We start from the raw sequence: 25,800 nt of genomic DNA on the forward strand, positions 1-25,800 counted from the left end.
AGTTGTCTCAGTCGCTTCGCCTCACAGAATCTGCCTTCAACCAACTGAAGAAGCTTGGCGAAGCACACTTCTGATGCCGAACAAGGCCGACATTTTCTTTGACTTTCACTTCTCCCCTCCCCGTGGGGAGGGGTTGGGGGTGGGGGTTCGGCGTTGATGGCCGGGTGCTTCGCCTCGAACGTGGTACACCCATCCCCCGGCCCCTTCCCTCAAGGGATGGGGAGGTCAGGCGTTGCGTGCGATTTCGATCTCGCGCGCGATAGTCGCGAGAACGCCGTCGGTGTTCTCGAGGACGTCGTGGTTCCAGAAGCGGATGATGCGGTAACCGTGCGCCTCGATATGCGCGGTACGCGCGGCGTCGGTATGTGCGGAGTGCTGGCCGCCGTCGCATTCGATTGCGATGCGAAGCGATCGGCAGGCGAAGTCCACGACGAAATCTCCGATCTGGTGCTGGCGGACGAACTTCGCGCCGCGGAGCTGGCTGCTGCGAAGGTGCGTCCACAGGCGCTGTTCGGCATCGGTAGGACGGTTGCGCAATTCGCGCGCCACGCCGGTCAATCGCTTCTCCACCATCGCCGTACACCCATCCCCAACCCCTTCCCTCAAGGGAAGGGGCTTTTGTGGGCGATACCTGCGGCGCTCGCAAGCCTCGCCGGCCCCGCGCTCGCCCAAGCCCCCGCGCCCGCGCAGGAATGGCCCGCGGTCGAACTCGCGCCCGGCGTGGTCTTCGCCGCCGATGGCTCGGTTGAGATCGAGGCAGGGCCGGGCGGGGTGCCGGTGGTCACCTTCTGGCGGCCGGTGCTCTTTCGCGAAGAGAGCAAATACCCCGTCGGCGGGCGGATGGATTGCCGCGTGGTCGCCGCCACTCAAGGCTACAGCGACGCCGCCTTCGACCTCGAAGCGACCTACGAAGCGGAAAAAAGCCAGCGCAAGCGCGAGGGGCATATCGAGGAAGACCGCGCGCGCGCCTATGACGGTGATGTGCGCGAGCTCGACATCATCACCCGCCGCCGCAAGCCGCATGATCACCACGTTCTGAGCTACATCGCGATCAAGCGCGATACGCAGCTGGTCCAGATTCGTCGCAATTGTTCCTTCGTTCATGGCTATGAGGTCGGCACGGTCGACTATCTCGCCTACGTCAATCGCTATACCGGCCTGCGCATCGCCGCGCCTCAAACCCCCTCGGAGTCCTGATGCCCAAACGTACCGACATTTCCTCCATCCTCGTCATCGGCGCAGGCCCCATCATCATCGGGCAGGCGTGCGAGTTCGATTATTCGGGCACGCAGGCGATCAAGGCGCTGAAGGAGGAGGGCTATCGCGTCATCCTCGTCAATTCGAACCCGGCGACGATCATGACCGATCCCGAGTTCGCCGACGCGACCTATATCGAGCCGATCACGCCCGAGGTGGTCGAGAAGATCATCGCCAAGGAAAAGCCCGACGCGCTGCTGCCGACGATGGGCGGGCAGACCGCGCTGAACTGTGCGCTCAAACTGTTCGAAAGCGGCGCGCTGGAGCGGCACGGGGTGCAGATGATCGGCGCGGATGCCGACGCGATCGACAAGGCGGAGAACCGCCAGCGCTTCCGCGAGGCGATGGACAAGATCGGCCTGGAAAGCGCGGTCAGCGGCGTCGCCAACACGGTCGAGCAGGCGTTCGAGGTGCTCGAGCGGACCGGCTTGCCGTCGATCATCCGTCCGAGCTTCACCCTGGGCGGGACCGGTGGCGGGATTGCCTACAACAAGACGGAATTCGAGCGGATCGTGCGCGAGGGGCTCGACGCGAGCCCGACCACCGAGGTGCTGATCGAGGAATCGCTGCTCGGGTGGAAAGAATACGAGATGGAGGTTGTCCGCGATCGCAAGGACAACTGCATCATCATCTGCTCGATCGAGAACGTCGATCCGATGGGCGTCCATACGGGCGATTCGATCACCGTCGCGCCCGCGCTGACGCTGACCGACAAGGAATACCAGATCATGCGCTCCGCCAGCATCGCGGTGCTGCGCGAGATCGGGGTGGAGACGGGCGGCTCGAACGTGCAGTTCGCGGTCAATCCCGAGAACGGCCGCCTCATCGTGATCGAAATGAACCCGCGCGTCTCGCGCTCGTCCGCGCTGGCATCGAAGGCGACCGGCTTCCCCATCGCGCGCGTCGCGGCGAAGCTGGCAGTCGGCTACACGCTGGACGAGATCACCAACGAGATCACCGGCGCGACACCCGCGAGCTTCGAGCCGACGATCGACTATGTCGTCACCAAGATCCCCCGCTTTGCGTTCGAGAAGTTCAAGGGCGCCGAACCGGTGCTCTCCACCGCGATGAAGTCGGTCGGCGAGGTCATGGCGATCGGCCGTTCCTTCCCCGAAAGCCTGCAGAAGGCGTTGCGCGGTCTGGAAACCGGGCTCGACGGGCTCGACCCGGTCGAGGAGCTGGAAGACGCCTCGCACGACCAGATCCTCGCCGCGATCAGCCGCCGCACGCCCTCGCGCCTGCTCGGCATCGGGCAGGCGTTCCGCGCCGGTCTGCCGTTCGAAACGATCCGCGAGACGACCACCTATGATCCGTGGTTCCTGCGCCAGATCGAAGCCATCGTTGAGGCGGAGAAGCAGGTCGCCGAAAACGGCCTGCCGCGCGATGCGGCTGAGCTGCGCAAGCTGAAGGCGATGGGCTTTTCCGATGCCCAGCTCGCACGGCTTGCGGTCCAGTCGGTCGGCGCGGCACCGGGTGCTCAGGCTGCCCGTTCGGGTCTGCTGCACGATGCGATGCAGGCGATGGCAGGTGCGACCAGCGCCGAGGAAGTGCGCAAGCTTCGCCACAAGCTGGGCGTGCTGCCGGTCTACAAGCGGATCGACAGCTGCGCCGCCGAGTTCGAAGCCGTCACGCCCTACATGTATTCGACCTACGAGGCCCCGGCCTTCGGCGCCCCGGCGGATGAATCCGATCCGTCGGATCGCAGGAAGATCGTCATTCTGGGCGGTGGTCCGAACCGGATCGGGCAGGGCATCGAGTTCGACTACTGCTGCGTCCACGCCTGTTTCGCGCTGAGCGAAGCCGGGTTCGAGACGATCATGGTCAACTGCAACCCGGAAACCGTCTCGACCGACTACGACACCTCCGACCGTCTCTATTTCGAACCGCTGACTGCGGAAGACGTGCTCGAGATCCTCGCGCGCGAGATGGTGAAGGGGGAACTGGTCGGGGTGATCGTCCAGTTCGGCGGGCAGACCCCGCTCAAGCTGGCGCAGGCGCTGGAGGACGAGGGGATTCCGATCCTCGGCACCAGCCCCGACGCGATCGACCTGGCCGAGGACCGCGAGCGTTTCGCGAAGCTGGTCAACAAGCTGAAGCTGATGCAGCCCGACAACGGCATCGCCAAGAGCCGCGATGAAGCCGCCGCCGCTGCGCGCAAGATCGGCTATCCCGTGCTGCTGCGCCCGTCCTACGTGCTCGGCGGCAGCGCGATGCAGGTGGTCGATTCCGAGGCCCAGCTGGACGACTACATCGCCAGCGCGGTGAAGGTGTCGGGCGAAAGCCCGGTGCTGGTCGACCAGTATCTGCGCGATGCGATCGAATGCGATGTCGACGTGTTGTGCGACGGGACCGACATCGTCGTCGCGGGCGTGATGCAGCATGTCGAGGAAGCGGGCGTGCACTCGGGCGACAGTGCCTGCACCCTGCCGCCCTATTCGCTGAGCGCGGAGGTGGTCGAGGAGATCGAGCGCCAGTCCGAAGCGCTGGCGCGCGAGCTCAAGGTGGTGGGCCTGATGAACGCGCAGTTCGCGGTCAAGGAAGGCGAAATCTATCTCATCGAGGTCAACCCGCGCGCAAGCCGCACGGTGCCCTTCGTCGCCAAGACCATCGGGCAGCCGATCGCCAAATATGCCGCGCGGATCATGGCGGGTGAAAAGCTGGCCGACCTGCCGCCGATCAACCGCGAGCTGGACTATGTCGCGGTCAAGGAAGCGGTGTTCCCCTGGGGCCGCTTCCCCGGCGTGGACCCGGTTCTCTCACCCGAAATGAAGTCCACCGGCGAGGTGATGGGGCTGGACCGCGATTTCGCACTCGCCTTCGCCAAGGCGCAGCTGGGCGCAGGGATGATGCTGCCTCGCAGCGGCAGGGCGTTCGTGTCGGTGAAGGATGGCGACAAGCCGGGCATCGTCGATGCGGTGCGCGGCCTGGTGGAAGACGGGTTCGAAATCGTCGCGACCGGTGGCACCCACGCGTACCTCGCCGATCAGGGCCTCCCGGTCACGCTGGTCAACAAGGTCGCGCAAGGCCGCCCGCATATCGTCGACCGGATCATCGACCACGAAATCGACCTGATCCTGAACACCACCGAAGGCTGGCAGAGCCTGCGCGACAGCCAGTCGATCCGCGCGAGCGCGCTGGAACACAAGGTGCCGTATTTCACCACTGCATCTGCCGGTCGCGCAGCTGTGGAGGCGATTACCGCGCTTACGTCTCAACCGCTTGAAGTTCGCTCTCTGCAATCCTATTATTCCGGGACCTGACGTCCGCTCTTCTCCCCGAAAACCGCTCCCTGCCTCTACCGCCCCGATCCGGGCGCGGCGCGGGCGGGACTTTCGGAAAAGACGTGGCGGGCGTGCAGACCATTTAGGATAGATCGGGGGTACCCATGGAAAAAGTTCCGATGCTGGCAGAAGGCTACGAGCGGCTTACGGCCGATCTGAAAGCCCTGCGCGCGGAACGTCCGAAGATCGTCGACGCGATTGAAGAAGCGCGTGCACATGGCGATCTTTCGGAAAACGCCGAATATCACGCTGCGAAGGAGCGGCAGGGCCAGGTCGAGGCGCAAATCGCCGAGATCGAAGACCGGGTGACCCGCGCGCAGATCATCGATCCCTCGACCCTGTCGGGCGACAAGGTGGTGTTCGGCGCAACCGTGACCCTGCTGGACGAGGACGACAAGCCGATCAAATACCAGATCGTCGGCCAGACCGAGGCGGACGCAAAGTCAGCCCGCATCTCCTACAACTCGCCCTTGGCGCGCGCGCTGATCGGCAAGAAGGTGGGTGAAGAGGTCGAGGTGACGGTGCCCTCGGGCGACAAGTTCTACCTCGTCGACAAGATCGAATTCATCTGAGCCTGCCGGCCTGACCCGCTGGAACTGCGGCGTCAGGCCAGGGGCTTCTCCATCGCATAATTGTGGATCGGCACGCTGCGGCCCGCGTGTTCCATCCTGAAGTCGCGTCTGTGCTCGACGCGATAGCCTGCCCGTTCGAATGCGGGGCGGGCCAGTTCGCTTGCCTCGGTATAGAGCCGCGGTGTGCGCGCATCCCGGGCGAACCGTTCGGCGCGGGCCAGCAATTGTTCGGCCAGCCCGCGCCGGGTGTGGTCGGGATCGCAGTAGAGATGGTCGACGTGACAGCCATCCGCCTCCGGCACTTCAAGAAGCGTGTAGGCGCAGGGGTGGTCGCCTTCGTCCGCCGCGATAAAGATCGTCTGCCCATCGCGCACCCGCTCGATAAAATAGCGGTCGTCGCCATGGCGCGCGGCCCACGCCGCAACCTGATCGCGCGAATAGGCGCGCGGACCGATCAGCTCGATCGCGCGCACCGCGATGGCAGCCAGCGCATCCGCGTCATCCTCGCGGAAAAGGCGGATGCGATAGCTCATGCGAGGGCGATAGCGCTCAGGCTGCGGGTTCGAGCAGCTTGTGGATGTGGACGATCACGTATTTCATTTCCGCATCGTCGACCGTGCGCTGCGCATTGGCACGCCAGGCTTCCTCGGCCTGTTCGTAGGTGCTGAATACGCCCACAACGTGGATGCTTTCCGGATCCTGAAATTCGACCGAGCGCGGGTCTTTCACCCGGCCGCCCATCACGAGGTGGAGGAGCTGGGGGGAGGTGGTTTCCTGAACGTTGTTGTCCGAATTTTGCGACATCGGGGGGCCTTCCGCTGAGTTTGAAATGGATATGAAAAGGGCCCGCACGCCTTAACGCGCGCGGGCCCAAAAACAACAAGCGGGGCGGGGTTAGCGCCTCCAAACTTGCATGAAGTGATTAGAAGGGAAGCGCGGACCTGAGATCGCGATAGCCGCGACCGGCCTTGCGTGCTGCACGACGACCGGCGTGACGCGCGGCGTCCTTCTGGCGATCGGCATAATAGGCCGCGTTACGACGGGCTGCACGGCTGCCGAAGGCGACATCGTCGCCAAGGTCGACCAAGCGGTCACCACCGTGGCGGGTCGCATCGCCGAGCTTGCTGGCCATGCCGCTGGCATAGGCCATGCCCAGATCGGCCAGGTGATCGGCAAAGCCGACCGCGCGACCGGTCAATTCGCGACCCTTCGAGGTGCGCGAGCCGAGTGCGAGGCCGATCAGAGCGACCGCGCTGACGGTCAGGATCGGGTGTTCCTTGACGAATTCGGTCGCGGTGTCCGTCGCATCGCGCGCCATGTCGGCAAGGCTGCGCTCTTCGTTGCGGCGTTCGCTCTGTTCGATCTTGCGGCGCAGTTCGTCGCGCTGTTCCTGGGTGCTCATGCTTGGTCTCCAGCCTTGAAAGTGTGCTTTGATTGTAAAGCGCTGGGATGGCGCGAGAGTTCCGGGTCGGGCCCGGCTGTCAGTCGATTTCGTCCCACGCATAGTCCTCATCGTCCGATTTGTCGGACCGGCCACCGCCGAGCGCCCACCAGCCCACCACCGCCGCGATCACCGCGCCGATGCCGTAGGACGCCGGTTTGTGCTTCTCGGCCAGCTCCTTGCCCTCTTCGAAGATGTCGGTCGCGCCGAGCAGGGCGGAGCTGGCGATCCGGGCGACAATGCCCTTTTCCTCCACATCGCCCTTCAGATGGTCGATATCGTCCATCACCAGCGCGCGCGCCGCATCGCGCAGCGCGCGGTCTTCTTCCATCCGGGCCTTGTGCGGCTTCATGCGCGGTCCCCCTTGAAGGCCTGGCTGACCCGCTTGAAGCGCGAGCGTGCGACCAGCCCGACGATGATCATCAGCACCAGAAGGGTGCCGACCACCGCAGCGACCGCGACGAATGGCCCGATAATCGGCGCAAGCGCGATGATCAGCCCCACGACCAGCCCGATGAGGGCAAGGTGCAGGAAGGCCAGCGCACCCAGCGCGAAGACGATGCCCGAACCGGTCTCGCGCGAGGCATAGCTCGCCCGCGACTTCTGGAAGGCGACTTCGGCCTCCAGATAGGTCTTGCCGTCCTCGTACAAGGCATAGGCATCGTCGAACAGCGAACCCAGCGGCTCTTCGTGAGCGCGGGTCGTCTCGGGATGCGGGCTTTCGGGGTTCAGGTTCGGGTTAAGGGAGCCTGCCGCATCGCGAGACGCGGCAGGCTGGTGGTGGTGATCGTTTCGATCCGGCACAGCCCCTCCTCGCCGGCTCCGCTCAGCGGCGGAACATGCGGGCGAGGACGTAGCCGCCGAAGGCCGCGAGGCCGACGGACAGGCCAGGGTTCTTGCGCACGAACTGGCGCGCTTCGTCACCCAGTTCGTCGTAGGACTTGGTGTCGATATGGCTCGCCGCATCCTGCAGGCCGCGGGCGGCGTTGCGGGCGTGGTCGCCGTATTTGGGGCCGAAATTGTCGTCGATCTTGGCCGCGTTCTCGGCGACCAGCCTGCTCAGCGAGGTGAGCGCTTCGCTCGCCTTGTGCTTGCCTTCGACGGCCAGTTCGCCGCCCTTGGCCAGCGCCTGATCCTTGTATTCGCTGCCCTTGGCGGCGGCCTGTTCCTTGTAGACCTGCGCGCGCTGGCTCGCTTCGCCGCGCAGCGCCTGGGCACCGGCCTTGGCTTCGTCGAGCGCGGAGTTGAAGCGCGACTTGGCTTCTTCCTTGCCGCCGAGCGTTCCTTCGGCAGCGGCCGAACCGGCGGGGGCACCCGCGGCATCGGTGGTCAGCGGAACCGCACTGGTATCGTTGATCTTGTCGTCAGTAGCCATGGGTGTTTCCCTCTTATTGCAATTCGTATTCGACAGGCCGAACGCGGCTCCGTCCTCGTATGTTGCAACGCAGCTTGCATGGGTTCGTTCCACCGCATAAGCCGCGCCGAAACCAAGGTCGGCCCGTATTCTCCGGCCTGGATAGCATGACTGAGACCGGAGGCCCAATGACTGCCATTATCGACCTGCACGCGCGCGAAATTCTCGACAGCCGGGGGAATCCGACCGTCGAAGTGGATTGCCTGCTGGAAGACGGCAGCTTCGGCCGCGCCGCGGTGCCCTCTGGCGCATCGACCGGTGCGCACGAAGCGGTGGAACTGCGCGATGGCGACAAGGATCGCTATCTGGGCAAGGGCGTCACCAAGGCGATCGACGCGGTCAACAACGACATCGCCGATGCGCTGCTGGGCGTGGACGCGGAGGACCAGCGCGACATCGACACGATGCTGATCGCGCTCGACGGGACCGAGAACAAGAGCCGCCTTGGCGCCAACGCGCTGCTGGGCACCAGCCTGGCGGTGGCGAAGGCCGGTGCCAATGCGCGCGGCCTGCTGCTCTACAGCTATGTCGGCGGTGTGTCCGCGCATGTCCTGCCGGTGCCGATGATGAACATCATCAATGGCGGCGAACACGCCGACAACCCGATCGACATCCAGGAATTCATGATCATGCCGGTCGGCGCGCCCACGCTCGCCGAAGCGGTGCGGTGGGGCGCGGAAGTGTTCCACACGCTCAAGAAGGAACTGAGCGCCAAGGGCCTGTCCACCTCGGTGGGCGACGAGGGCGGCTTCGCCCCCAATATCGGCAGCACGCGCGATGCGCTCGACCTGATCATGCAGTCGATCGAGAAGGCCGGGTTCGCACCGGGCAGCGACATCGTGCTGGCACTCGACTGCGCATCGACCGAGTTCTTCAAGGACGGCAAGTATGTGCTGGCAGGCGAAGACGCGACGCTCTCGGGCGTCGAGATGGCGGACTACCTCGCCGCGCTTTGCAACGACTACCCGATCCGCTCGATCGAAGACGGCATGGCCGAAGACGATTTCGAAGGCTGGAAGGCGCTGACCGATAAGATCGGCGACACGGTCCAGCTGGTCGGCGACGATCTGTTCGTGACCAACCCGGCGCGCCTTCGCGACGGGATTTCGCGCGGCCTCGCCAACTCGCTGCTGGTCAAGGTCAACCAGATCGGCACGCTGTCCGAGACGCTCGATGCGGTCGATATCGCGCACCGCGCAGGCTACACCGCCGTGATGAGCCACCGTTCGGGCGAGACCGAGGATTCGACCATCGCCGACCTCGCCGTCGCGACGAACTGCGGGCAGATCAAGACCGGCAGCCTCGCCCGGTCGGACCGGCTCGCCAAGTACAACCAGCTGATCCGGATCGAGGAAGAACTGGGCGACAGCGCGCATTACGCGGGCCACGCCTGTTTCGGTCGCCTCGCGCGCTGATAAGGGAAGGGCGGGGGCGGTTTTTCGACCAAACCCGCCATTCTTTCGACGAGCCGCGATTGCGGCAGCCGAATCAGGGGCCTAGATCGGCCCTCGCAGAAGACCCGACGCTCTGCCGGGCCGCGAGGATTCCCCTATGAAAACACGTCTCATCGCCGCACTCATGCTCGGCACCGCTGTCGCCACGCTTGGCCCTGTCGCCTGCAACAGCCCCGACGCGAGCGAGCAAGTCGCCTCCACCCCCGGCACCGAGCTGGGCATCCGGCCCGACTGGATGGATACCTCGGCCAATCCGGGCGACGACTTCTTCCGCTATGCCGATGGCAAGTGGTACGATGAGACGGAAATCCCGGCAGACCGGTCGAGCGTGGGCGGGTTCTTCATCGCCGACCAGCAGACCGAGAAGAACATCGCCGCGCTGATCAAGGAGATCGTGAGTTCCGATCCCGAACCCGGCACCGACGCGGCCAAGGTCAAGAAATTCTACCAGGCCTTCCTCGACACCAAGGCGATCGACGCTGCGGGCATGAAGCCGATCCAGGCCGACCTGAACCGCTTCGAGGGCATTTCGGACAAGCAGCAGCTGGCCAAGGTGCTCGGCAGCCAGGTCCGCGCCGATGTCGACCCGCTCAACGCGACCGATTTCGAGACCGAGAACCTGTTCGGCATTTTCGTGACGCAGGCGCTCAAGGGCGGCGAAGTCGTCCCCTACATCCTGCAGGGCGGCCTCGGCCTGCCCGAGCGTGAATATTACCTCTCCTCCGACGCCAAGATGGCGGGCCTGCGCGGCGACTATCAGACCTACATCGCCAACCTGCTGAAAGCGGCGGATATCGACGATGCCGACGCCAAGGCGAAGCGCATCTACGATCTGGAAATGAAGATCGCCAAGGCGCATGTCAGCCGCGAGGATAGCGACGACTGGGCCACCGCGAGCTCGCTGTGGTCGAAGAAGGACTTCGAGGCAAAGGCCCCGGGGATGGACTGGGACGCCTTCTTCAAGGCGGCGCAGCTCGATGGCTTCAAGACCTTCGACGCCTATCACCCCAGTGCAATCACCGGCCTTTCCAAGCTGGTCGAGAGCGAGCCGCTGGAGGCGTGGAAGGACTGGCTGGTGTTCCACCAGATCAACGCCAACACCGCCGTGTTGCCGACCAAGCTCGACCAGATGAGCTTCGATTTCTACGGCAAGACCCTGTCGGGCACCGAACAGCAGCGCCCGCGCGACAAGCGCGCGCTGGCCGCGGTCAACACCTACATGGGCGATGCGCTGGGCAAGCTCTACGTCGAGAAATACTTCCCCGCCTCGGCCAAGGCCGAGATCAAGGGCATGGTCGACAATATCAAGGATGCCTTCGCCAACCGCATCGAAGCGGTCGACTGGATGGCGCCCGAGACCAAGGCCGAGGCCAAGAAGAAGGTCGAGACCATGGAAGTCGGCGTCGGCTATCCCGACGAGTGGACCGACTACGACAGCCTGACCATCAAGGAAGGCGATGCCTATGCGGACGTGCAGGCGGCGGAAAAGCTGCGTTATCGTCAGCAGCTGGCCAAGGTGGGCAAGCCGCTCGACAAGGGTGAGTGGTGGATGAACGCGCAGCTGGTCAACGCGGTGAACCTGCCGGTGCAGAACGCGCTGAACTTCCCCGCCGCGATCCTGCAGCCGCCGTTCTTCGATCCCAAGGCGGACCCGGCCTATAACTACGGCGCGATCGGTGCGGTCATCGGCCACGAGATCAGCCACAGCTTCGACAATAACGGCGCGGAATTCGATTCCACCGGCGCGATGCGCGACTGGTGGACCGATGCCGACCGCAAGAAGTTCGAGGAGGCGGGCAAGGCTCTGGCCGACCAGTACGATACATACGAACCGTTCCCCGGCCTCAATGTGAAGGGCGAGCTGACACTCGGCGAGAACATCGCCGACATCGCAGGACTTCAGGCGGCCTATGATGCCTATCACGCCTCGCTCGGAGGCAAGGAAGCGCCCGTGATCGACGGGTTCACCGGCGACCAGCGCTTCTTCATCGCCTATGCGCAGACCTGGGCGACCAAGATGCGCGAAGCCGCGCTGCGCCAGCGGATCGCGACCGACGGGCACGCGCCGGGCCAATACCGCGCGCTGACCGTGCGCAACATGGATGCCTGGTACAAGGCGTTCGACGTGAAGGAAGGCGACAAGCTGTACCTGCCGCCCGAAAAGCGCGTGAAGGTCTGGTAACAGCGATCAGGCGGAGGAGGGTGCGTGGCTCTCCTCCGCCTCCACTTCCTTTTCAGCCTCTTGCTCAAGCCGTTCGAGTTTCTCGATCTTCTTTCGGCTCTTCGGGCTGAGCAGGTACTGCCACACGCCCCATGCGTTGATCAGCAGCAGAATCGCGTTCATCGCCGCGATGGGGATGGCATTCTCGATCAGGCCTGAGGCAACCCACGTCACCGCGACCGCGCAGAACAGGACGAAGCCCCAGCCGGTCGCCTTGCGACCGAGGTCGGCGGCAATCAGTCCTGCGGCGATCATCGTGCCGATGGCGGCGATCCATTCGAGTGGTCCGTTCATGGCCACCCCAATTCGCGAGGGGCGGCCTACGGCACTCGAATACGCAAAGGTTAGCTTCAGTGCGCGAACCTTTGCGCGATGTCGAGCAGCGCGATGGCGGCCTTGGCCGCTTCGCCGCCCTTGTTCTTCTGCGCCGGATCCGCGCGAACCTGCGCCTGGATCTCGTTCTCGACCGTGATGATCCCGTTGCCGATGGCGATACCGTCCATCGTCAGCGCCATGATCGCGCGCGCGCTCTCGCCCGCGACGATTTCGAAGTGATAGGTCTCACCCCGGATGACCACGCCGATGGCGACGAAGCCATCGTACTGGCCGCTCTCCGCCGCGAGCGCGATGGCGCCGGGGATTTCGAGCGCACCGGGCACGGTCAGCACGTCGGCCTGGTGTCCGGCATCTTCCAGCGCGGCGCGCGCGCCTTCGATCAGCTTGTCGTTCAGCTCGGCATAGAAACGCGCTTCGACGATCAGGAAACGGGCCATGAGATTACTCCGGAATAGGGCGTTCGCCCACCACGGTGATGCCATAGCCTTCGAGGCCGATCACATTGCGGTGGGAATTGGTCAGCAGGGTCATTTCGGATACGCCGAGATCGGCAAGGATTTGCGCACCGATGCCGTATTCGCGCAGATCCCCGCTCGCAGGCTGACCGGCGACTTCCGCCTGCAGCTTGTCGGGCTGGCCCGGCATCAGGCAAACGATCAGGCCGCTGCCTTCGTCGCCGATCGTGCGCATTGCGCGCTGCAACGTGTCGCGTTTGTCTCCCGACCGGCCGAGCACATCGTCGAACAGAGAGATGCGATGCATGCGGACAAGAGTGGAGCGGTCGGAATGGACCTGCCCCTTCTGGAGCACCACGGAAACGCTGCCATCGACAGTGCTGCGATAGTTGATCGCCCGCCATTCGCCACCATGCGCGCTGGTGAAGGTGCTTTCGCCAGCACGTTCGACCAGATGATCGTGCTTCATGCGGTATTCGATCAGATCGCGGATGGTCCCGATCTTGAGCCGGTGACGACGCGCGAACTCGATCAGGTTGTCGAGCCGGGCCATCGTCCCGTCTTCGTTCATGATCTCGCAGATCACGCCCGAGGGGTTGAGCCCGGCGAGGCGCGAGATGTCGACCGCGGCTTCGGTATGGCCGGCGCGGACAAGCACGCCGCCATCGCGCGCGATCAGCGGGAAGACATGGCCGGGCGTGACGATGTCCTGCGCGCCGCGGGTCGGGTCGATCGCCACCGCAATGGTCCGCGCGCGGTCGGCGGCGCTGATCCCGGTGGTGACGCCTTCGCGTGCCTCGATGCTGACGGTGAACGCGGTTTCGTGGCGGCTGCCGTTGCTGCGGCTCATCAGTTCGAGGCCGAGCGCCTCGACCCGCTGGCGTTGCAAGGTCAGGCAGATCAGGCCGCGCCCGTGCGTGGCCATGAAATTGACCGCATCGGGCGTCGCCATCTGCGCAGGGATGACGAGATCGCCCTCGTTCTCGCGATCCTCGTCGTCGACCAGCACGAACATGCGCCCGTTGCGCGCTTCCTCGATGATCTCTTCGATCCCGACGAGCACGGGCGTCTCATCCTGCGCGTCGAGAAACGCGTCGAGCTTGCGCAACGTCTCGGCGGTGGGGTTCCAATCGTCGTCCCCGCAATCGCGCAGGGTGTTGGCATGGAGCCCTGCCGCACGGGCGAGGGCGGCGCGGGTCATGCTGCCGGAGGCGATGGCTTCGCGGACTCGGGTAATGGTCGATTCGCTCATGACGCGAAGCGCTATCACATCTCAATGTGATAAGAAAAGTCCCGCCGCACATTTTACTGCGCTACGGGCTGTGTCGCACTAGCCGCCAGGCGGGGTGCGAAGACGCGCGAAACGCGTTTGCATCACCCAGGACTGCGAGGAAAAATGGTGGACGCACTAGGGTTCGAACCTAGGACCCGCTGATTAAGAGTCAGCTGCTCTACCAACTGAGCTATGCGTCCACACCGGCCTGCTTGGTGAAGGCCGCGCCGTCGATCACGCTTGCGATTCGTCGGCGGGAGGCGGTCACATAGGGCCTGTGGCGAAACGTGCAAGCCCCCAATTGCAGATCGGCCCAAACAATCGGTCCGATCAGCTCGAAAGCAGGCCGCCACCATGCCGCTGCGTGTTCCAGCGATAGACCATCATCAGCACGCCAAGGCACATCATGTTGGTCAGCATCGACGATCCGCCATGGCTCATGAAGGGGAGGGGAATGCCCACCACCGGTGCCATGCCCATCACCATCATCAGGTTGATCGCGATGTAGAAGAACATCGTGGCGACCATCCCAGCGGCCAGCAGACGGTCGAACCGGTTCTGCGCATTGCGCGCGACGGACAGCCCCCAGGCGAGGATCAGGCCGAAGCACACGATCACGAACAACCCGCCGAGAAAGCCCCATTCCTCCGCCATCGTCGCGAAGACGAAGTCGGTGTGCGGCTCTGGCAGATATTGCAGGTGGCTTTGCGAACCTTCGTTGAAGCCCTTGCCGGAAAAGCCGCCCGAACCGATCGCGATCTTCGACTGGGTGATGTGGTAGCCACTGCCCAGCGGATCGCTTTCGGGATCGAGGAAGGTGGTCACGCGGCGCTGCTGATAGGGCTTGAGCGCGAAGCTGTAAGCCAGCGGCACCGCCACTGCGCCGAGCGCGCCAGCGCTCAGGAACCAGCTCATCGGCAGGCCTGCCAAGAACATCACCACCGCGCCCGAGAACAGGATCGCGAGCGCCGTGCCGAGGTCCGGCTGCATCAACACCAGCAGTACGGGCAGCGCGATGATCACGCCCGCGGGCAGCAGCGCCCGCCACGAGCCGATCATCCCGGTCGGCAGCGTGTCGTAGAAGCGCGCAAGGGCGAGGGCGACTGCGGGTTTCATCAGCTCCGATGGCTGGATCCGGATCGGTCCGACCTCGAGCCAGCGCTGACTGCCCCCGCCCAGCGATCCGGCTGCCTCCACCGCAACCAGCAGCAACAGCACTATGATATAGCCCGGATAGGCCATCAGCTTGACGAAATCGCGCGGCATGCTGGCGATGATCAGGGCCATCACCATCGTGATCGCGAAGCGCAGCAGATGCGTGTCGGCAAAGGGCGAGAATTTCCCCCCGGCCGCCGAGTAGAGCACTGCCGCGCCAAAGAAGGTGAGCAGGATCAGCGGGGTCAGCATCGCCCATGGCTGACGCGCGATGGGGGAAGGGATGATCGAGCTCATTGTGCGTTCCCCTCTGGCTGCGCGCCAGCATTGGCAGGGCTATCGGCCGCAACGTCGGCATCGGGCCGGCGGGGGCGACGCGGATTGTCGCGCGCGAAGGCTTCGCTGCGCTGCGCGTCGAGCCGGGCCTCGGCTTCGACCTTCGCCTGGATCTCGCGATCGAGCGGGGGGCTGGCGGGTACGGTCTCGCCTGCGGCGCGGGCATATTCGGCGTAGCGTCGCTGGAGCCGCTGCTGCGCGGTGCCGCCCCACTGCTCTTCAAAGCCGCGCAGCGCGTCCATGCCCTTTTGCGGGTCGAACAGGAAGGTCATCACGTCGCGCGCGATCGGATAGGCTGCGCCCGAACCGCCGCCATGTTCGATCACCACCGCGCCTGCGTAGCGCGGATTGTCGAACGGGGCGAAGAAGATGAACAGGCCGTGGTCCCGGTACTTCCAAGGGCCGGTCTTGCCGTTCGACACGCTCAGCGAGACGACCTGCGCGGTGCCGGTCTTGCCCGCGATCAGCACGTCGTCGATCGGCAGTCGCGCGCGCCCGGCGGTGCCGGGGCCGTTGACCACGTCGCTCATCGCCTTGCGGATATAGGCGATCTGGTCCGCCTTGAAGTCGAGCGAGGCAAAGGGCTTGGTCCGGTTGCTCTTGAGCAGCGACGGCTCGACATGCCGTCCGGTCGCGATGCGGGTCGCCATCACCGCCAGCTGCAGCGGGTTGGCGAGGTAATAGCCCTGACCGATCGAAGCGTTGACCGTGTCGTAGGGTTGCCATTGCTGGTCGTACTTCTTCAGCTTCCACGCCGGGTCGGGCACGGTGCCGTAGAACTGGCTCGCCACCGGAAGGTCGAATTCCTGCCCGAGGCCGAACTGGCGTGCATAGGCGGCGACCTTGTCGAACCCGACCTTCTGGGCGAAGTGATAGAAATAGCTGTCGCAGGACTGGTAGATGCCCTTGGCCATGTCGACCCGGCCGTGGTTGCTCCAGCAGTTGAAGAAGCGGTTGCCGATCCGCCGCCCGCCGCCGCAGATGATCGATTCGTTCGGGTCGATTCCTTCGTGCATGAAGGCCATCGCGTGCATCGGCTTGACCGTGGAGCCGGGCGGGTAGAGGCCCTTGAGCACCTTGTTGCGCAGCGGCACCCGGTCGTTCTCGCTCAGCATCGCATATTCGACGCTGCCGATACCGTCGGAAAAGCTGTTGGGGTCGAAACTGGGCATGGAGGCCATGCACAGCAGGTCGCCGGACTCGCAGTCCATCACCACCACGGACCCGCTTTCAAGGCCCAGACGGCGGGCGGCGTAGTCCTGCAAGGGACCATCGATGCTCAGCTGGATCGGATCGCCCTGCACGTCGGGCCGGGTGCTCAGATCGCGCACGATCCGGCCCGATGCAGTCACTTCCACCCGGCGCGCGCCAGGCTTGCCGCGCAGGGTCTTCTCGAACTGCTTTTCGAGCCCGTCCTTGCCGATCTTGTAACCCGGCGTGATCAGCAGCGGATTGCGATCTTCCTCGAACTCCTCGCGGCTCGCCGCACCGACATAGCCGATCAGGTGGCCGACCGAGGTTCCGGTAGGGTAATAGCGGGAGAATCCGCGCTGAGGCACGACGCCTGGCAGCTCCGGCAGGCGGATGCTGACCGCGGCGAAGGCATCATAGTCGAGCCCGCTGGCGACCTCGATCGGGGCGTAGCCGGCGGATTCGTCCAGCTTGGCGCGCAGATCGCGCATCTTCGCATCGTCCAGCTTCAGCAGCCGGCCCAGCGTCGCCAGCTCACGCTCGGGCTCCTGCAGCCGCTCGGGGATGATATCGACGCGGAAGTCCGCCTCGTTGGAGGCGAGCGGCGCGCCGTTGCGGTCGAGGATCCAACCCCGCCGCGGCGGGATCAGCGTCAGATTGACACGGTTGCTCTCGCTCTCGACCCGGTACTTGTCGTTCTCTGCGATCGCCAGATAGCCCATCCGCGCGGCGAGCAGGATGCCGACCGACAGGCCGCCCACGCCAAGCACGAAGCTGCGGCGGTCGAAACTGTTGGTCAGCGTGCTCTCGTTGAGCACTTGCTTGGTAAGGCCGAAGGGCATCAGGCGGCGGTCCGAAAACGCATGAGGCGAAGCTTGTCTAGGCGTGAAACGATAAACGCGATGAACGGGTAGGCGATGAGCGACAGCAGCAGCTGCGGGGCCACGACCGCCAACAGCGGAAGCCCGAGGGTGCTGCCGGAGATCAACATCGTCCCGACGATATAGATGATGGTGATGATCGCCGCGATCAGCCAGTCCTGCGCAAAGCCACGCCACGGAAAGCGGATATCGATGATCTCGATCGCCATCATGGTCGCCGAGAAGAACAGGATACCCGATCCGAATGGCTGGCCACTGAACAGATCGTCCCACATGCCGAAAATGATCCCCGCCCAGATCGGCAGAACACCCGGTCGCAGCAGCCGCCAGGCGAGCAGGAACAGGAAGCCGATCGGCGGCAGCAGCGGCCCACCGACAGCGATCGGTACGCTTTGCAGATAGGACGCGAGCATGATCGTCGCCCAGGGGACGAAGACCAGCAGGAAGGGGGAGTGGTCCCGGTTGATCTGGCGCCCGTTCCGTTCGCTGCGCTGGCTGTAGGCGCGGCGTTCGATCATGGCGTGACCACGCCACCGCTCTCCGTAGCGGGCGCATCGGGATTATCGCCGCTACCCGCGTCCACGGTCCGGTTCGATCCGATCGCTTCCTCGATCGGAGTGCGTGCACCGCGCAGCGCCTCGGGCTGCCAAGTCGGCTCCACCGCGACGAAATCGGTTGCGGCAGGGTTACTGATAATCCGTGCGACCGCGCCATCGTCGGTCAGCCTGGTGACAATCGCAACCGCGATGCCCGGGCGGTAGAGCCCGCCCGCGCCGCTGGTGACGAACACGTCGCCGCGCTTGAGCGGATTGATCCCCAGATTGATGAGCCGGATGTTGATCAGTCCGTCGCCACGCCCTTCGGCAAAGGCGACCGTGTTGTCGCCTGCGCGCCGCACGGGCAGCACGCTTTCTGTATCGGTGATCAGCATGACACGCGAGCTGTTGCCTGCCGCCTCCAGCACACGGCCCACGATGCCGCGTTCGCTGCGCACAGGCATTCCGGGCCGCACGCCGTCGTTGCGGCCCGCGCCGAGATACGCAAAGCGGCGCGTGCTGGAGCTGCTGGAGCCGACCAGGCGCGCGACTGCCACTGGCTTCACGTCGGTTTCGTTGAGGCCGAGCAGCGCCTTGAGCCGCGCGTTCTCCTCTTCGATCGCGCGCGCTTCGGCGAGGCGAATGCGCGCGATCTCGACCTCTTTCTTCAGCTCGGCATTTTGCTGTCCGGCCTCGAGATAGCCCTGCACGGACTCGATAAACCCGCGCCCGCCACTGCGGGCGCCGGCATTTACCGTCGAGACAGGCTGGGTCGCATCGCCAAACAATCCGCGCAGACCGCTGAAAGAGGCCGGCTGGATGATCGAGATGACGATCAGGACAATGCCGAGGACAATGCCCAACAAGGCAACCACGTAACCGGTGAAGACACCGTACTGCGCCTTCTTGGAATGCCCCGAAACCCGCTGCTTCGAGCCCGACAGGGCCATAATTCCTCCGTCCGGTAACGTCCCGGTTGCTTTACGCAGTCATCAACACGCCGCGGTACACAGGGTCTTCCATCGCGCGGCCGGTGCCGATCGCGACGCAGGACAGCGGATCTTCCGCGATGCTCACGGGCAGGCCCGTCTCTTCGCGCAGATGCTCGTCCAGCCCGGTGATCAGCGCGCCGCCCCCGGTCAGCACGATACCCTGGTCCACGATGTCGGCGGCAAGCTCGGGCGCGGTGTTTTCCAGCGCGATTCGCACACCTTCGACGATCGCACCGATAGGCTCGCTCAAGGCTTCGGCGATATGCGACTGGTTGATGGTGATCTCTTTCGGAACACCATTGACCAAATCCCTACCCTTGATCGTGATCTGCTCGCCAATGCCGTCCGCCGGGGCCACGGCCACGCCGTAGTCCTTCTTGATGCGCTCCGCGGTCGATTCGCCGATCAGCAGGTTGTGGTGTCGGCGCACGTAGGAGACGATCGCTTCGTCCATCTTGTCGCCGCCGGTGCGGACCGAGGTGGTGTAGGCGAGGCCGCGCAGCGAGAGGACCGCGACTTCGGTCGTGCCGCCGCCGATGTCGACCACCATCGAGCCGACGGGCTCGGTCACCGGCATGTCCGCGCCGATCGCGGCCGCCATCGGCTCGAGAATCAGGTATACCGCACTCGCGCCGGCATTGCTGGCCGCGTCGCGGATTGCGCGCCGTTCGACCGAGGTCGAGCCCGAGGGGACGCAGATGGTGATTTCGGGGTAGCGGAACAGGCTCTTCTTGCCGTGCACCTTGCGGATGAAGTGCTTGATCATTTCTTCCGCGATTTCGATGTCGGCGATGACGCCGTCGCGCAGCGGGCGGATCGCTTCGATCGAGTCGGGCGTCTTGCCCATCATCATCTTCGCATCGTCACCAACGGCCTTGACGCGCTTAATCCCGTTGAGGGTCTCGATCGCGACCACGGAAGGTTCGTTGAGGATGATCCCCTGATCGGGCACGTAAACCAGCGTGTTCGCGGTGCCGAGGTCGATCGCCATGTTCTGAGTGCCGAACTTCAGAAGATTCGAGAAGAAACCCATAGGTAGTATGCTTCCGTGCCGATTGTGCGATCGGCCTTGTCTGATGTTGAAGGGACGATCCCGTAGAGCGGGCCCGTAGAGCCGGGCTGCCGAAGCACGGCCACTAGCGTCCCCTAGCGAAAAACGCGATGCCTTTAACCAGAAATTGGGCGTAATTACCCGCAGGCCGTCGAATTTTTCCACCGTCCCGGCTACTCTGCGTCAAATGCCCACAATCAGACGCCTTCCCGAAGCCCTTATAAACCGCATCGCTGCGGGCGAAGTGATCGAACGCCCGGCGGCTGCACTCAAGGAACTGGTTGAGAACGCCATCGATTCGGGCGCGACTCGGATCACGGTGAACCTCGAGGACGGCGGTATCGGCGCGATCGAAGTCGTCGATGATGGCTGCGGCATGTCGCCCGAGGAGATGGCGCTGGCGCTGGAACGGCACGCGACATCGAAGCTGCCCGAGGATCTGGTCGGGGAGGGGCACGCGCTCGAACAGGTCGCAACGCTCGGCTTCCGCGGCGAGGCGCTGCCCAGCATCGCCAGCGTGGCGCGCTTCACGCTCGAAAGCCGCCCGCACGACGCCGACAGCGGATGGCGCCGGGTGGTGGATCATGGCCGGGTGGTGGAGGACAAGCCGTCCGCCGTACCGCCCGGCACCCGTGCCCGGATCGAGGATTTTTTCCGCGAGGTGCCCGCGCGGCGCAAGTTCCTGCGCACCCCGCGCAGCGAATTTGCGGCCTGTCAGGATATCGTCCGGCGGCTCGCGATGGCGCGGCCCGATATCGGCTTCACCTTTTCCAATAATGGCCGTCGCAGCCTGCAGCTGCAACGCGGTGAGGCCTTGCCGGAACGTGTGGTCCGCCTGGTCTCGCGCGATCTGAAAGACAATTGCGTCCCGATCGACCTGGCGCGGGGCGAAATGACGCTGACGGGAATTGCGGGCCTGCCGACCTACAACCGCGGCGTGGCGGACCATCAGTACCTGTTCGTTAACGGGCGTCCGGTGAAAGACCGCCTGCTGGTCGGCGCAGTGCGCGGCGCCTACGCCGAAATGCTCGCGCGCGATCGCCACGCGGTGCTGGCGCTGTTCCTCGATCTGCCGCCCGAGGATGTCGACGTGAACGTGCACCCGGCCAAGAGCGAGGTGCGCTTCCGCGATCCGCAGGGCGTACGCGGGATGATCGTGGGCGGATTGCGCGCCGCGCTTTCCACCGGTGACAAGCGCAGCGCGCAGGCACCCGATGCCTCGGCGATGGCGAAGTGGCAGGCCGAGCCGGTTGCGCCCGCGCCACCCGCCGCATCCATCTTCGACCGCTTCGCCGGGGGCAGCGCTTCGGCGACCGCGCTTCAGGAACCGCGAATGGACTGGGGCGCGCAGCAAGCTGCCGACGCGCTTCCGTCCGGTCGGGCCGAGGAAGCCGCGCCGCTGCCGCAGGAGGCCCGCGACTACCCACTCGGGATCGCGCGCGGGCAGATCGCCAACACTTACATTGTTGCCGAGGCTGCCGACGGGCTGGTGCTGGTCGACCAGCATGCCGCGCACGAGCGCCTCACGCTCGAACGGCTGCGCAGCGCCGACGCGGGCAGCGCGACCGCGCGCAGCCAGGCGCTGCTGATGCCCGAAGTGGTCGAATTGTCGGAGGCCGAATGCGACCGCCTTGAAGCAATCGCTGCAGATCTCGACCGGATGGGCCTCGCGATCGAACGCTTCGGGCCCGCCGCGATGCTGGTCCGCAGCCTGCCCCATGCACTGCCCAAGGCGGACCCGCACGCGCTGCTGCGCGATATTGCCGACGATCTGGCGACCAATGGCGTGGACGGGGAGGGCGGATCCCTGTTGCTCAACGAGAAGATCGAATACGTTTTGGCAACAATGGCTTGTCATGGGTCGGTCAGGGCGGGGCGCACGCTCCGCGTTGAAGAGATGAACGCTCTTTTGCGCGAGATGGAAAGAACCCCCCGCTCAGGTCAGTGCAATCACGGCCGCCCGACATGGGTGAAGCTGTCGATGGAAGAAGTAGAAAAATTGTTCGGGAGACATTGATGCGAGTTGGGTTGCACGCGGTCGGGTTGCTGGCGCTGGCTATTGCAGGAGCGGGGCTGACAGGCTGCGGTCAAGAGCCCGTCAGCAGCGAAGCGCAGGATCGCGCGGACGCGGAGGCTGTCGCAGCAGTGCTGGCCAAGCAGACCCCGCCGCCGGTCGAACTCGCTCTGCAGCCGATAACCTATGACGATATCGTCGAGAACAGCGCGATGGAGGGGGCAGGGTGCTCTTTCTATCCCGGTGGCGAGGAAGACCCCTTTGCGATCCTGGCCAATGGTGTGGGCTTCGTGAAATACGAAGGCAGCATCCAGCGGCTCGCCGCCGATGCGGGCACCGGGGAAGGCCCGTTCGGCACGCGCGAGCAATACGACGGGCGCGAATATTCGCTGAACATCACCATCGATCAGGCGAAGAAGGAAGGCGAGAGCGAGGCCTCGTGGGCCGCTCCTGCGACTCTTGCGATGGCCGATGGATACGACCGCGAAGTGGCGATGAGCGAGGGCCGCATCGCCTGCGGCGGGTGATCTAACCCGCCGAGGCTTCGGGATCGCGCACGCGGATGATCCCGTTGCCGATCATCGTCATCACCGGTTCGTCGTGCTGGTTAAAGGTCGTCTGACGGGTCTTGGTAAAGCCCATGTCCGGCTTCGACTTCGACTGCCGCTTCTCAATCAGCTCCGATTCCACCCGCAGCGTGTCTCCGGGATAGACCGGCTTGATCCAGCGCAGTTCGTCGATCCCCGGTGACCCGAGCGAAGCCGCTTCCTGCGACGAGAAGTGTTCGACCATCATCCGCATGGTCATCGCGCAGGTATGCCATCCGCTGGCCGATAGCCGCCCGAAATAGGTCTGCGCGGCTGCCTCGTCATCAAGATGGAAGGGCTGGGGATCGTACTTGGAGGCGAATTCGATCACCTCTTCTCGGGTGACTTGGTAATGGCCGAAAGACGCCTTGGTGCCGACTTCCAGATCCTCGAAATACTGCATGGATAACGCCCTTCGCTGGTCAGACGAGCGCGCCTAGCAGCATCCAGATTCCCATGGCAATCATCGCGAGGTTCTCGGTCAGCGAAACGAAGCCCAGGGGCACGTTGCTGCCGCCGCCGACGCAGGCACACTTGATCTCGCGCTTTTGCACATAGACCGCGTAGAACACGCTGACCGCGCCGACCGTGCCGATGAACAGGGCAATGGGAATGGAGAGCCAGGGCAGCAGGTGCGCGGCCATCAGCACCGCAGCCGTCGCCTCCAGATAGGGATAGGCGTAGGCGTAGGGCACCCATCGGCGGCCCAGCAGGTCGTAGCCGACGAACATGGTCGAGAATTGCTCGACATCCTGCAGCTTGAGCATGGCGAGCATGCCCATCGACAGCGCGACGAACCATTCGACCGTGCGCATGCTGAAGCCATCGAGCAAGCCGAGGCTGAGCGTAATCGCAAAGGCCGCGGCGACCGCAAACACCGCGAGCACGGGGCGATAGCTGGTCTCGTCCGCGTTCTTGACCTTCTTGCCGAGGAACTTGCGCAGCGCCTCGTACCCGCCGACCCGCTCGCCATCGATAAAGGTCTGCGGGGTCGTCTTGACCCCGTGCTTGTCCTTGAAGGCGTCGGTCTCCTCTCGCGTGGTGAGGTGATGATCCTCGACCCGGTAGCCCTCTTTCTCGAGCAGCCATTTGGACTTGGTGCCGTAAGGGCACACGTGCTTGTCCATCACCATGCGATAGAGTTTTGCGGTCTTTGTCATGCCCCCTGAGGTATACCCCAGGGGGGTATTATTCAAGCGGTCTATCAGTTCCCGGTTCCGGCGCGGCGATCAGGATGAGCGCATCCTCGTCGCCGTCATTGGGCTGGGGAGCCACGCCGACCAGCGCGGCGAGCAGCGCGTAGACGTCCACATTGTCGAGATTGCGGACCGGCGTGGTCGTGGAGATACGCGGGCCGGCGGCGATGAACAGCGCCTGCATCTGCGGATCCTCGTTGTCCCAACCATGTGTGCCGCCGTACATTTCTTCGGGCGGCGCACCGCGCCTGATGGTCCAGCCCGGCTCGGCAAGGCATAGGATCTCGGCCACACGCGGATTGGTCCCATACTCAAGACGCGCGGGGATATCGTCCTTCTGCCAGCACTGCATGTGATCGTGCGGGGTGAGCAGCGCGTCATAGACCGTGCGGTCGGTTGCCGCTGCAGGCTCGATTGCGGCGAAGGGTCCGCTGTCGACCAGCAGGTAGCTTTCCGGAGCGAGCAGCGCGTCGAGGTCGATCGTCCGTGCCGCGTCCACCGCGCGCATTCCGTGATCGGAGACGACGATGATGTCCGCCTGCTGGCCCAGCGCTGCCAGACCGTCGATCAGATAGCCGATCTGGCTGTCGACCTCCGCGACGGCGGCGTTGAGTTCGGCGCTGTCGGGGCCGAAATGGTGCCCGTCCGTATCGATCCTGTCGAAATACATCGCCACGAAACGCGGGCGTATCTCCGCCGGCCGGCGCATCCAGTCGAGTACCGTCTCGACCCGCTGACGCTCGTCTATGTTCTCGTCGAACCGGTTCCAGTCGGAGGGGCGGATCGTGCGGATCGCGGCCTCGCTGCCGGGCCAGAACATGGTCGCGGTGCGGATACCGGCCCGTTCGGCGGTGACCCACAGCGGCTCGGCCTCGTCCCACCAGAACGGGTCGAGCGCCTGCCTGGCATCCCCCAGGCTGAAGCGCACGGCGGGGCGGCGCGGGTCGATCATGTTGTTTGAGACGATCCCGTGGTGGTCGGGCCTGAGGCCGGTCACCAGCGTATAGTGGTTGGGGAAGGTCTTGGTCGGGAAGGACGGCTTCATCGGCGCGCTCGCCCCGCGTGCCGCCAGCGCGGAGAGGTTGGGAGTGATCCCGCGATCCAGATAGTCCGTCCGGAAACCGTCGATCGATATCAGGATCGTGACCGGCTGGCGGTCCGGCTCGGCAGGCTGGGCCGCAGCGGGCGCGGCGACGGCGAGGAGGGCGAGCGCCGCATACAGCGCTGCCCCGGCGAATCTGGCGATGAAGGTCATGCCGGGTTCGCTAGGGCACGCGTATTACAATGCTAAGGGGGGATTTGGGGCCAGGGGCCGATTTATCCCGCGCGGAATTCGGGCACCTTGCCATCCGAACCCAGATCCGGAATGATCCGGTAACGCGCGAGGATAAAGCTGAAGAGACCGAAGAGCAGCAGCCCGATCGCGGTGATGGTGAACCAGATGCCGTCATCGGCAAGGCTGGCCATCGCATCGCCGATGGTCTTCACCTGATCGCTGCCCTTGGACATGAACCCGGCACCCACCAGCGACCAGCCGATCACCACGAACACCACCGCCCGCGCGAGGTAGCCCGCGCCGCCGATCATCCGGGTGAAATCGGGCGCCTGCGGGCTGATCCGGTTCATGAAGCTGCCGGTGATCCCCTTCTTCGCCTGATTGAAGGCCGCGATGAAGAAGGTGAGGCCCAGCAGGCCGATCACGATGCCGCCGAATTCCACGCCGAGCACGCCCGCAGCAGCCTCTTGCGCGCCGCCGCCGCCGGAATTCCTGTTGGTCGCGAACTTGAAGGCGGACCATGCCAGCGCGAGGTGGCCGATCGCACTACCCGCATGGCCGATCCGCTTGCCCCAGCCCTTCGCGTCCGACCCTTCGTTCTCGATATCGAACAGCGGCGAGCAGAAGCGGAACAGCGCATAGCCGAACAGGCCGAAGACCATGATCCACAGGATCGCGATGCCCGCCGGGAAATCCTCGATCGCCTTGAAGATGCCCGCCGTCCCTTCGGCAATGCGTCCCGCGCTGGTGAGCGCGATCAGCCCGACCACGGTATAAAGCACCGCGCGGCTGAAATAGCCCACCCGCACGAGCCAGCTGAACTTCTCGGATTTATCGACCATCTTGCGTGAGCCCCTGTTTTTGCCGTTGTTTTCGACCCA

Annotated in this window: 26 protein-coding genes and 1 tRNA gene; 7 read left to right on the forward strand and 20 right to left on the reverse strand. The window is 64.7% G+C overall.

The features are described from left to right. Positions 1–225: 225 nt before the first annotated feature. Positions 226–549, reverse strand: a complete 324-nt coding sequence (locus KYN89_RS03035; RefSeq protein WP_346727195.1) for an endonuclease domain-containing protein — start codon at positions 547–549, stop codon at positions 226–228. Between the two features lie 69 nt (positions 550–618). Between KYN89_RS03035 and KYN89_RS03040 the strand changes: the two genes are divergently transcribed. The 3 genes from KYN89_RS03040 to greA all read left to right on the forward strand — a co-directional run bounded on the left by KYN89_RS03040 (position 619) and on the right by greA (position 5,110). Continuing rightward, positions 619–1,197 (forward strand): carbamoyl-phosphate synthase large subunit, encoded by a 579-nt coding sequence (locus KYN89_RS03040; protein ID WP_222823737.1) that lies wholly within the window; start codon positions 619–621, stop codon positions 1,195–1,197. Beyond that, entirely contained in the window at positions 1,197–4,517 is a 3,321-nt protein-coding gene (carB, locus tag KYN89_RS03045; protein ID WP_222823738.1) for a carbamoyl-phosphate synthase large subunit, read from the forward strand. The genes KYN89_RS03040 and carB overlap by 1 nt, the downstream gene beginning before the upstream one ends. A gap of 125 nt (positions 4,518–4,642) precedes the next feature. Next, complete coding sequence (gene greA, locus KYN89_RS03050; protein WP_222823739.1) at positions 4,643–5,110, forward strand: transcription elongation factor GreA; 468 nt, start codon at positions 4,643–4,645, stop codon at positions 5,108–5,110. A 32-nt stretch (positions 5,111–5,142) separates the two neighbouring features. On the opposite strand, the gene KYN89_RS03055 is transcribed toward greA, so the two are convergent. The 6 genes from KYN89_RS03055 to KYN89_RS03080 all read right to left on the reverse strand — a co-directional run bounded on the left by KYN89_RS03055 (position 5,143) and on the right by KYN89_RS03080 (position 7,926). Beyond that, positions 5,143–5,643, reverse strand: a complete 501-nt coding sequence (locus KYN89_RS03055) for a GNAT family N-acetyltransferase (protein ID WP_222823740.1) — start codon at positions 5,641–5,643, stop codon at positions 5,143–5,145. Positions 5,644–5,659: 16 nt separating this feature from the next. Further along, the gene (locus KYN89_RS03060) at positions 5,660–5,914 is read right to left on the reverse strand and encodes a DUF4170 domain-containing protein (protein WP_010237920.1); all 255 of its coding nucleotides are present in this window, start codon (positions 5,912–5,914) and stop codon (positions 5,660–5,662) included. Between the two features lie 118 nt (positions 5,915–6,032). Next, positions 6,033–6,512 carry a hypothetical protein gene (locus KYN89_RS03065; protein ID WP_222823741.1) on the reverse strand — a complete coding sequence of 160 codons (480 nt, stop codon included), beginning with the start codon at positions 6,510–6,512 and terminating at the stop codon, positions 6,033–6,035. Between the two features lie 79 nt (positions 6,513–6,591). Beyond that, a complete protein-coding gene (locus tag KYN89_RS03070) occupies positions 6,592–6,903 on the reverse strand; it encodes a hypothetical protein (protein ID WP_222823742.1) in 312 nt (103 codons plus the stop codon). Continuing rightward, positions 6,900–7,355 (reverse strand): phage holin family protein, encoded by a 456-nt coding sequence (locus tag KYN89_RS03075; RefSeq protein WP_222823743.1) that lies wholly within the window; start codon positions 7,353–7,355, stop codon positions 6,900–6,902. The genes KYN89_RS03070 and KYN89_RS03075 overlap by 4 nt, the downstream gene beginning before the upstream one ends. Positions 7,356–7,377: 22 nt before the next feature. Next, complete coding sequence (locus tag KYN89_RS03080) at positions 7,378–7,926, reverse strand: hypothetical protein (RefSeq protein WP_222823744.1); 549 nt, start codon at positions 7,924–7,926, stop codon at positions 7,378–7,380. A gap of 167 nt (positions 7,927–8,093) precedes the next feature. Here KYN89_RS03080 and eno point away from each other — a divergent pair, with 167 nt between their 5' ends. Both eno and KYN89_RS03090 read left to right on the forward strand, forming a co-directional pair. Next, positions 8,094–9,380, forward strand: a complete 1,287-nt coding sequence (gene eno / locus KYN89_RS03085) for a phosphopyruvate hydratase (protein WP_222823745.1) — start codon at positions 8,094–8,096, stop codon at positions 9,378–9,380. Between the two features lie 136 nt (positions 9,381–9,516). Then, positions 9,517–11,601 (forward strand): M13 family metallopeptidase, encoded by a 2,085-nt coding sequence (locus tag KYN89_RS03090; RefSeq protein ID WP_222823746.1) that lies wholly within the window; start codon positions 9,517–9,519, stop codon positions 11,599–11,601. Between the two features lie 6 nt (positions 11,602–11,607). On the opposite strand, the gene KYN89_RS03095 is transcribed toward KYN89_RS03090, so the two are convergent. The 9 genes from KYN89_RS03095 to KYN89_RS03135 all read right to left on the reverse strand — a co-directional run bounded on the left by KYN89_RS03095 (position 11,608) and on the right by KYN89_RS03135 (position 19,828). Next, positions 11,608–11,934: a hypothetical protein gene (locus KYN89_RS03095; protein ID WP_054524293.1), complete on the reverse strand. Its 327-nt coding sequence runs from the start codon at positions 11,932–11,934 to the stop codon at positions 11,608–11,610. A gap of 56 nt (positions 11,935–11,990) precedes the next feature. Continuing rightward, the gene (gene ribH, locus KYN89_RS03100; RefSeq protein ID WP_222823747.1) at positions 11,991–12,413 is read right to left on the reverse strand and encodes a 6,7-dimethyl-8-ribityllumazine synthase; all 423 of its coding nucleotides are present in this window, start codon (positions 12,411–12,413) and stop codon (positions 11,991–11,993) included. A gap of 4 nt (positions 12,414–12,417) precedes the next feature. Then, positions 12,418–13,683, reverse strand: a complete 1,266-nt coding sequence (gene ribB, locus KYN89_RS03105; RefSeq protein ID WP_222823748.1) for a 3,4-dihydroxy-2-butanone-4-phosphate synthase — start codon at positions 13,681–13,683, stop codon at positions 12,418–12,420. Between the two features lie 145 nt (positions 13,684–13,828). Continuing rightward, a tRNA-Lys gene (locus KYN89_RS03110) sits at positions 13,829–13,904 on the reverse strand. A gap of 130 nt (positions 13,905–14,034) precedes the next feature. Next, entirely contained in the window at positions 14,035–15,156 is a 1,122-nt protein-coding gene (gene rodA / locus KYN89_RS03115; RefSeq protein WP_222823749.1) for a rod shape-determining protein RodA, read from the reverse strand. Beyond that, entirely contained in the window at positions 15,153–17,228 is a 2,076-nt protein-coding gene (gene mrdA / locus KYN89_RS03120; protein ID WP_222823750.1) for a penicillin-binding protein 2, read from the reverse strand. Before mrdA ends, rodA begins: the two co-directional genes overlap by 4 nt. After that, positions 17,228–17,785, reverse strand: a complete 558-nt coding sequence (locus tag KYN89_RS03125) for a rod shape-determining protein MreD (protein WP_222823751.1) — start codon at positions 17,783–17,785, stop codon at positions 17,228–17,230. Before KYN89_RS03125 ends, mrdA begins: the two co-directional genes overlap by 1 nt. Continuing rightward, positions 17,782–18,753, reverse strand: a complete 972-nt coding sequence (gene mreC / locus KYN89_RS03130) for a rod shape-determining protein MreC (protein ID WP_222823752.1) — start codon at positions 18,751–18,753, stop codon at positions 17,782–17,784. Before mreC ends, KYN89_RS03125 begins: the two co-directional genes overlap by 4 nt. Before the next feature lie 31 nt (positions 18,754–18,784). Further along, positions 18,785–19,828, reverse strand: a complete 1,044-nt coding sequence (locus tag KYN89_RS03135; RefSeq protein WP_010237948.1) for a rod shape-determining protein — start codon at positions 19,826–19,828, stop codon at positions 18,785–18,787. A 205-nt stretch (positions 19,829–20,033) separates the two neighbouring features. Between KYN89_RS03135 and mutL the strand changes: the two genes are divergently transcribed. Together mutL and KYN89_RS03145 are read left to right on the forward strand one after the other, a co-directional pair. Beyond that, positions 20,034–21,863 (forward strand): DNA mismatch repair endonuclease MutL, encoded by a 1,830-nt coding sequence (gene mutL / locus KYN89_RS03140; protein WP_222823753.1) that lies wholly within the window; start codon positions 20,034–20,036, stop codon positions 21,861–21,863. Then, a complete protein-coding gene (locus KYN89_RS03145) occupies positions 21,863–22,387 on the forward strand; it encodes a hypothetical protein (protein ID WP_222823754.1) in 525 nt (174 codons plus the stop codon). Before mutL ends, KYN89_RS03145 begins: the two co-directional genes overlap by 1 nt. Before the next feature lies 1 nt (position 22,388). Here the strand turns inward: KYN89_RS03145 and KYN89_RS03150 are convergent, their stop codons facing one another. The 4 genes from KYN89_RS03150 to KYN89_RS03165 all read right to left on the reverse strand — a co-directional run bounded on the left by KYN89_RS03150 (position 22,389) and on the right by KYN89_RS03165 (position 25,761). Next, positions 22,389–22,850, reverse strand: a complete 462-nt coding sequence (locus tag KYN89_RS03150) for a MaoC family dehydratase (RefSeq protein WP_222823755.1) — start codon at positions 22,848–22,850, stop codon at positions 22,389–22,391. A gap of 19 nt (positions 22,851–22,869) precedes the next feature. After that, positions 22,870–23,607, reverse strand: a complete 738-nt coding sequence (locus KYN89_RS03155; protein ID WP_222823756.1) for a MauE/DoxX family redox-associated membrane protein — start codon at positions 23,605–23,607, stop codon at positions 22,870–22,872. A gap of 28 nt (positions 23,608–23,635) precedes the next feature. Continuing rightward, the gene (locus KYN89_RS03160) at positions 23,636–24,898 is read right to left on the reverse strand and encodes an alkaline phosphatase family protein (protein WP_222823757.1); all 1,263 of its coding nucleotides are present in this window, start codon (positions 24,896–24,898) and stop codon (positions 23,636–23,638) included. A gap of 62 nt (positions 24,899–24,960) precedes the next feature. Further along, positions 24,961–25,761: a DUF1206 domain-containing protein gene (locus tag KYN89_RS03165; protein ID WP_222823758.1), complete on the reverse strand. Its 801-nt coding sequence runs from the start codon at positions 25,759–25,761 to the stop codon at positions 24,961–24,963. Positions 25,762–25,800 lie beyond the last annotated feature (39 nt).

It is taken from the genome of Alteriqipengyuania abyssalis (assembly GCF_019857185.1).
Classification (GTDB): domain Bacteria; phylum Pseudomonadota; class Alphaproteobacteria; order Sphingomonadales; family Sphingomonadaceae; genus Alteriqipengyuania; species Alteriqipengyuania abyssalis.

Bases quoted from the DNA above. Each gene is read 5' to 3' on its own strand.
- carB (WP_222823738.1), top strand. From the start codon at position 1,197: ATGCCCAAACGTACCGACATTTCCTCCATCCTCGTCATCGGCGCAGGC.
- greA (WP_222823739.1), top strand. From the start codon at position 4,643: ATGGAAAAAGTTCCGATGCTGGCAGAAGGCTACGAGCGGCTTACGGCC.
- KYN89_RS03055 (WP_222823740.1), bottom strand. From the start codon at position 5,643: ATGAGCTATCGCATCCGCCTTTTCCGCGAGGATGACGCGGATGCGCTG.
- KYN89_RS03060 (WP_010237920.1), bottom strand. From the start codon at position 5,914: ATGTCGCAAAATTCGGACAACAACGTTCAGGAAACCACCTCCCCCCAG.
- KYN89_RS03065 (WP_222823741.1), bottom strand. From the start codon at position 6,512: ATGAGCACCCAGGAACAGCGCGACGAACTGCGCCGCAAGATCGAACAG.
- KYN89_RS03070 (WP_222823742.1), bottom strand. From the start codon at position 6,903: ATGAAGCCGCACAAGGCCCGGATGGAAGAAGACCGCGCGCTGCGCGAT.
- KYN89_RS03080 (WP_222823744.1), bottom strand. From the start codon at position 7,926: ATGGCTACTGACGACAAGATCAACGATACCAGTGCGGTTCCGCTGACC.
- eno (WP_222823745.1), top strand. From the start codon at position 8,094: ATGACTGCCATTATCGACCTGCACGCGCGCGAAATTCTCGACAGCCGG.
- KYN89_RS03090 (WP_222823746.1), top strand. From the start codon at position 9,517: ATGAAAACACGTCTCATCGCCGCACTCATGCTCGGCACCGCTGTCGCC.
- KYN89_RS03095 (WP_054524293.1), bottom strand. From the start codon at position 11,934: ATGAACGGACCACTCGAATGGATCGCCGCCATCGGCACGATGATCGCC.
- ribH (WP_222823747.1), bottom strand. From the start codon at position 12,413: ATGGCCCGTTTCCTGATCGTCGAAGCGCGTTTCTATGCCGAGCTGAAC.
- ribB (WP_222823748.1), bottom strand. From the start codon at position 13,683: ATGAGCGAATCGACCATTACCCGAGTCCGCGAAGCCATCGCCTCCGGC.
- rodA (WP_222823749.1), bottom strand. From the start codon at position 15,156: ATGAGCTCGATCATCCCTTCCCCCATCGCGCGTCAGCCATGGGCGATG.
- mrdA (WP_222823750.1), bottom strand. From the start codon at position 17,228: ATGCCCTTCGGCCTTACCAAGCAAGTGCTCAACGAGAGCACGCTGACC.
- KYN89_RS03125 (WP_222823751.1), bottom strand. From the start codon at position 17,785: ATGATCGAACGCCGCGCCTACAGCCAGCGCAGCGAACGGAACGGGCGC.
- mreC (WP_222823752.1), bottom strand. From the start codon at position 18,753: ATGGCCCTGTCGGGCTCGAAGCAGCGGGTTTCGGGGCATTCCAAGAAG.
- KYN89_RS03135 (WP_010237948.1), bottom strand. From the start codon at position 19,828: ATGGGTTTCTTCTCGAATCTTCTGAAGTTCGGCACTCAGAACATGGCG.
- mutL (WP_222823753.1), top strand. From the start codon at position 20,034: ATGCCCACAATCAGACGCCTTCCCGAAGCCCTTATAAACCGCATCGCT.
- KYN89_RS03145 (WP_222823754.1), top strand. From the start codon at position 21,863: ATGCGAGTTGGGTTGCACGCGGTCGGGTTGCTGGCGCTGGCTATTGCA.
- KYN89_RS03150 (WP_222823755.1), bottom strand. From the start codon at position 22,850: ATGCAGTATTTCGAGGATCTGGAAGTCGGCACCAAGGCGTCTTTCGGC.
- KYN89_RS03155 (WP_222823756.1), bottom strand. From the start codon at position 23,607: ATGACAAAGACCGCAAAACTCTATCGCATGGTGATGGACAAGCACGTG.
- KYN89_RS03160 (WP_222823757.1), bottom strand. From the start codon at position 24,898: ATGACCTTCATCGCCAGATTCGCCGGGGCAGCGCTGTATGCGGCGCTC.
- KYN89_RS03165 (WP_222823758.1), bottom strand. From the start codon at position 25,761: ATGGTCGATAAATCCGAGAAGTTCAGCTGGCTCGTGCGGGTGGGCTAT.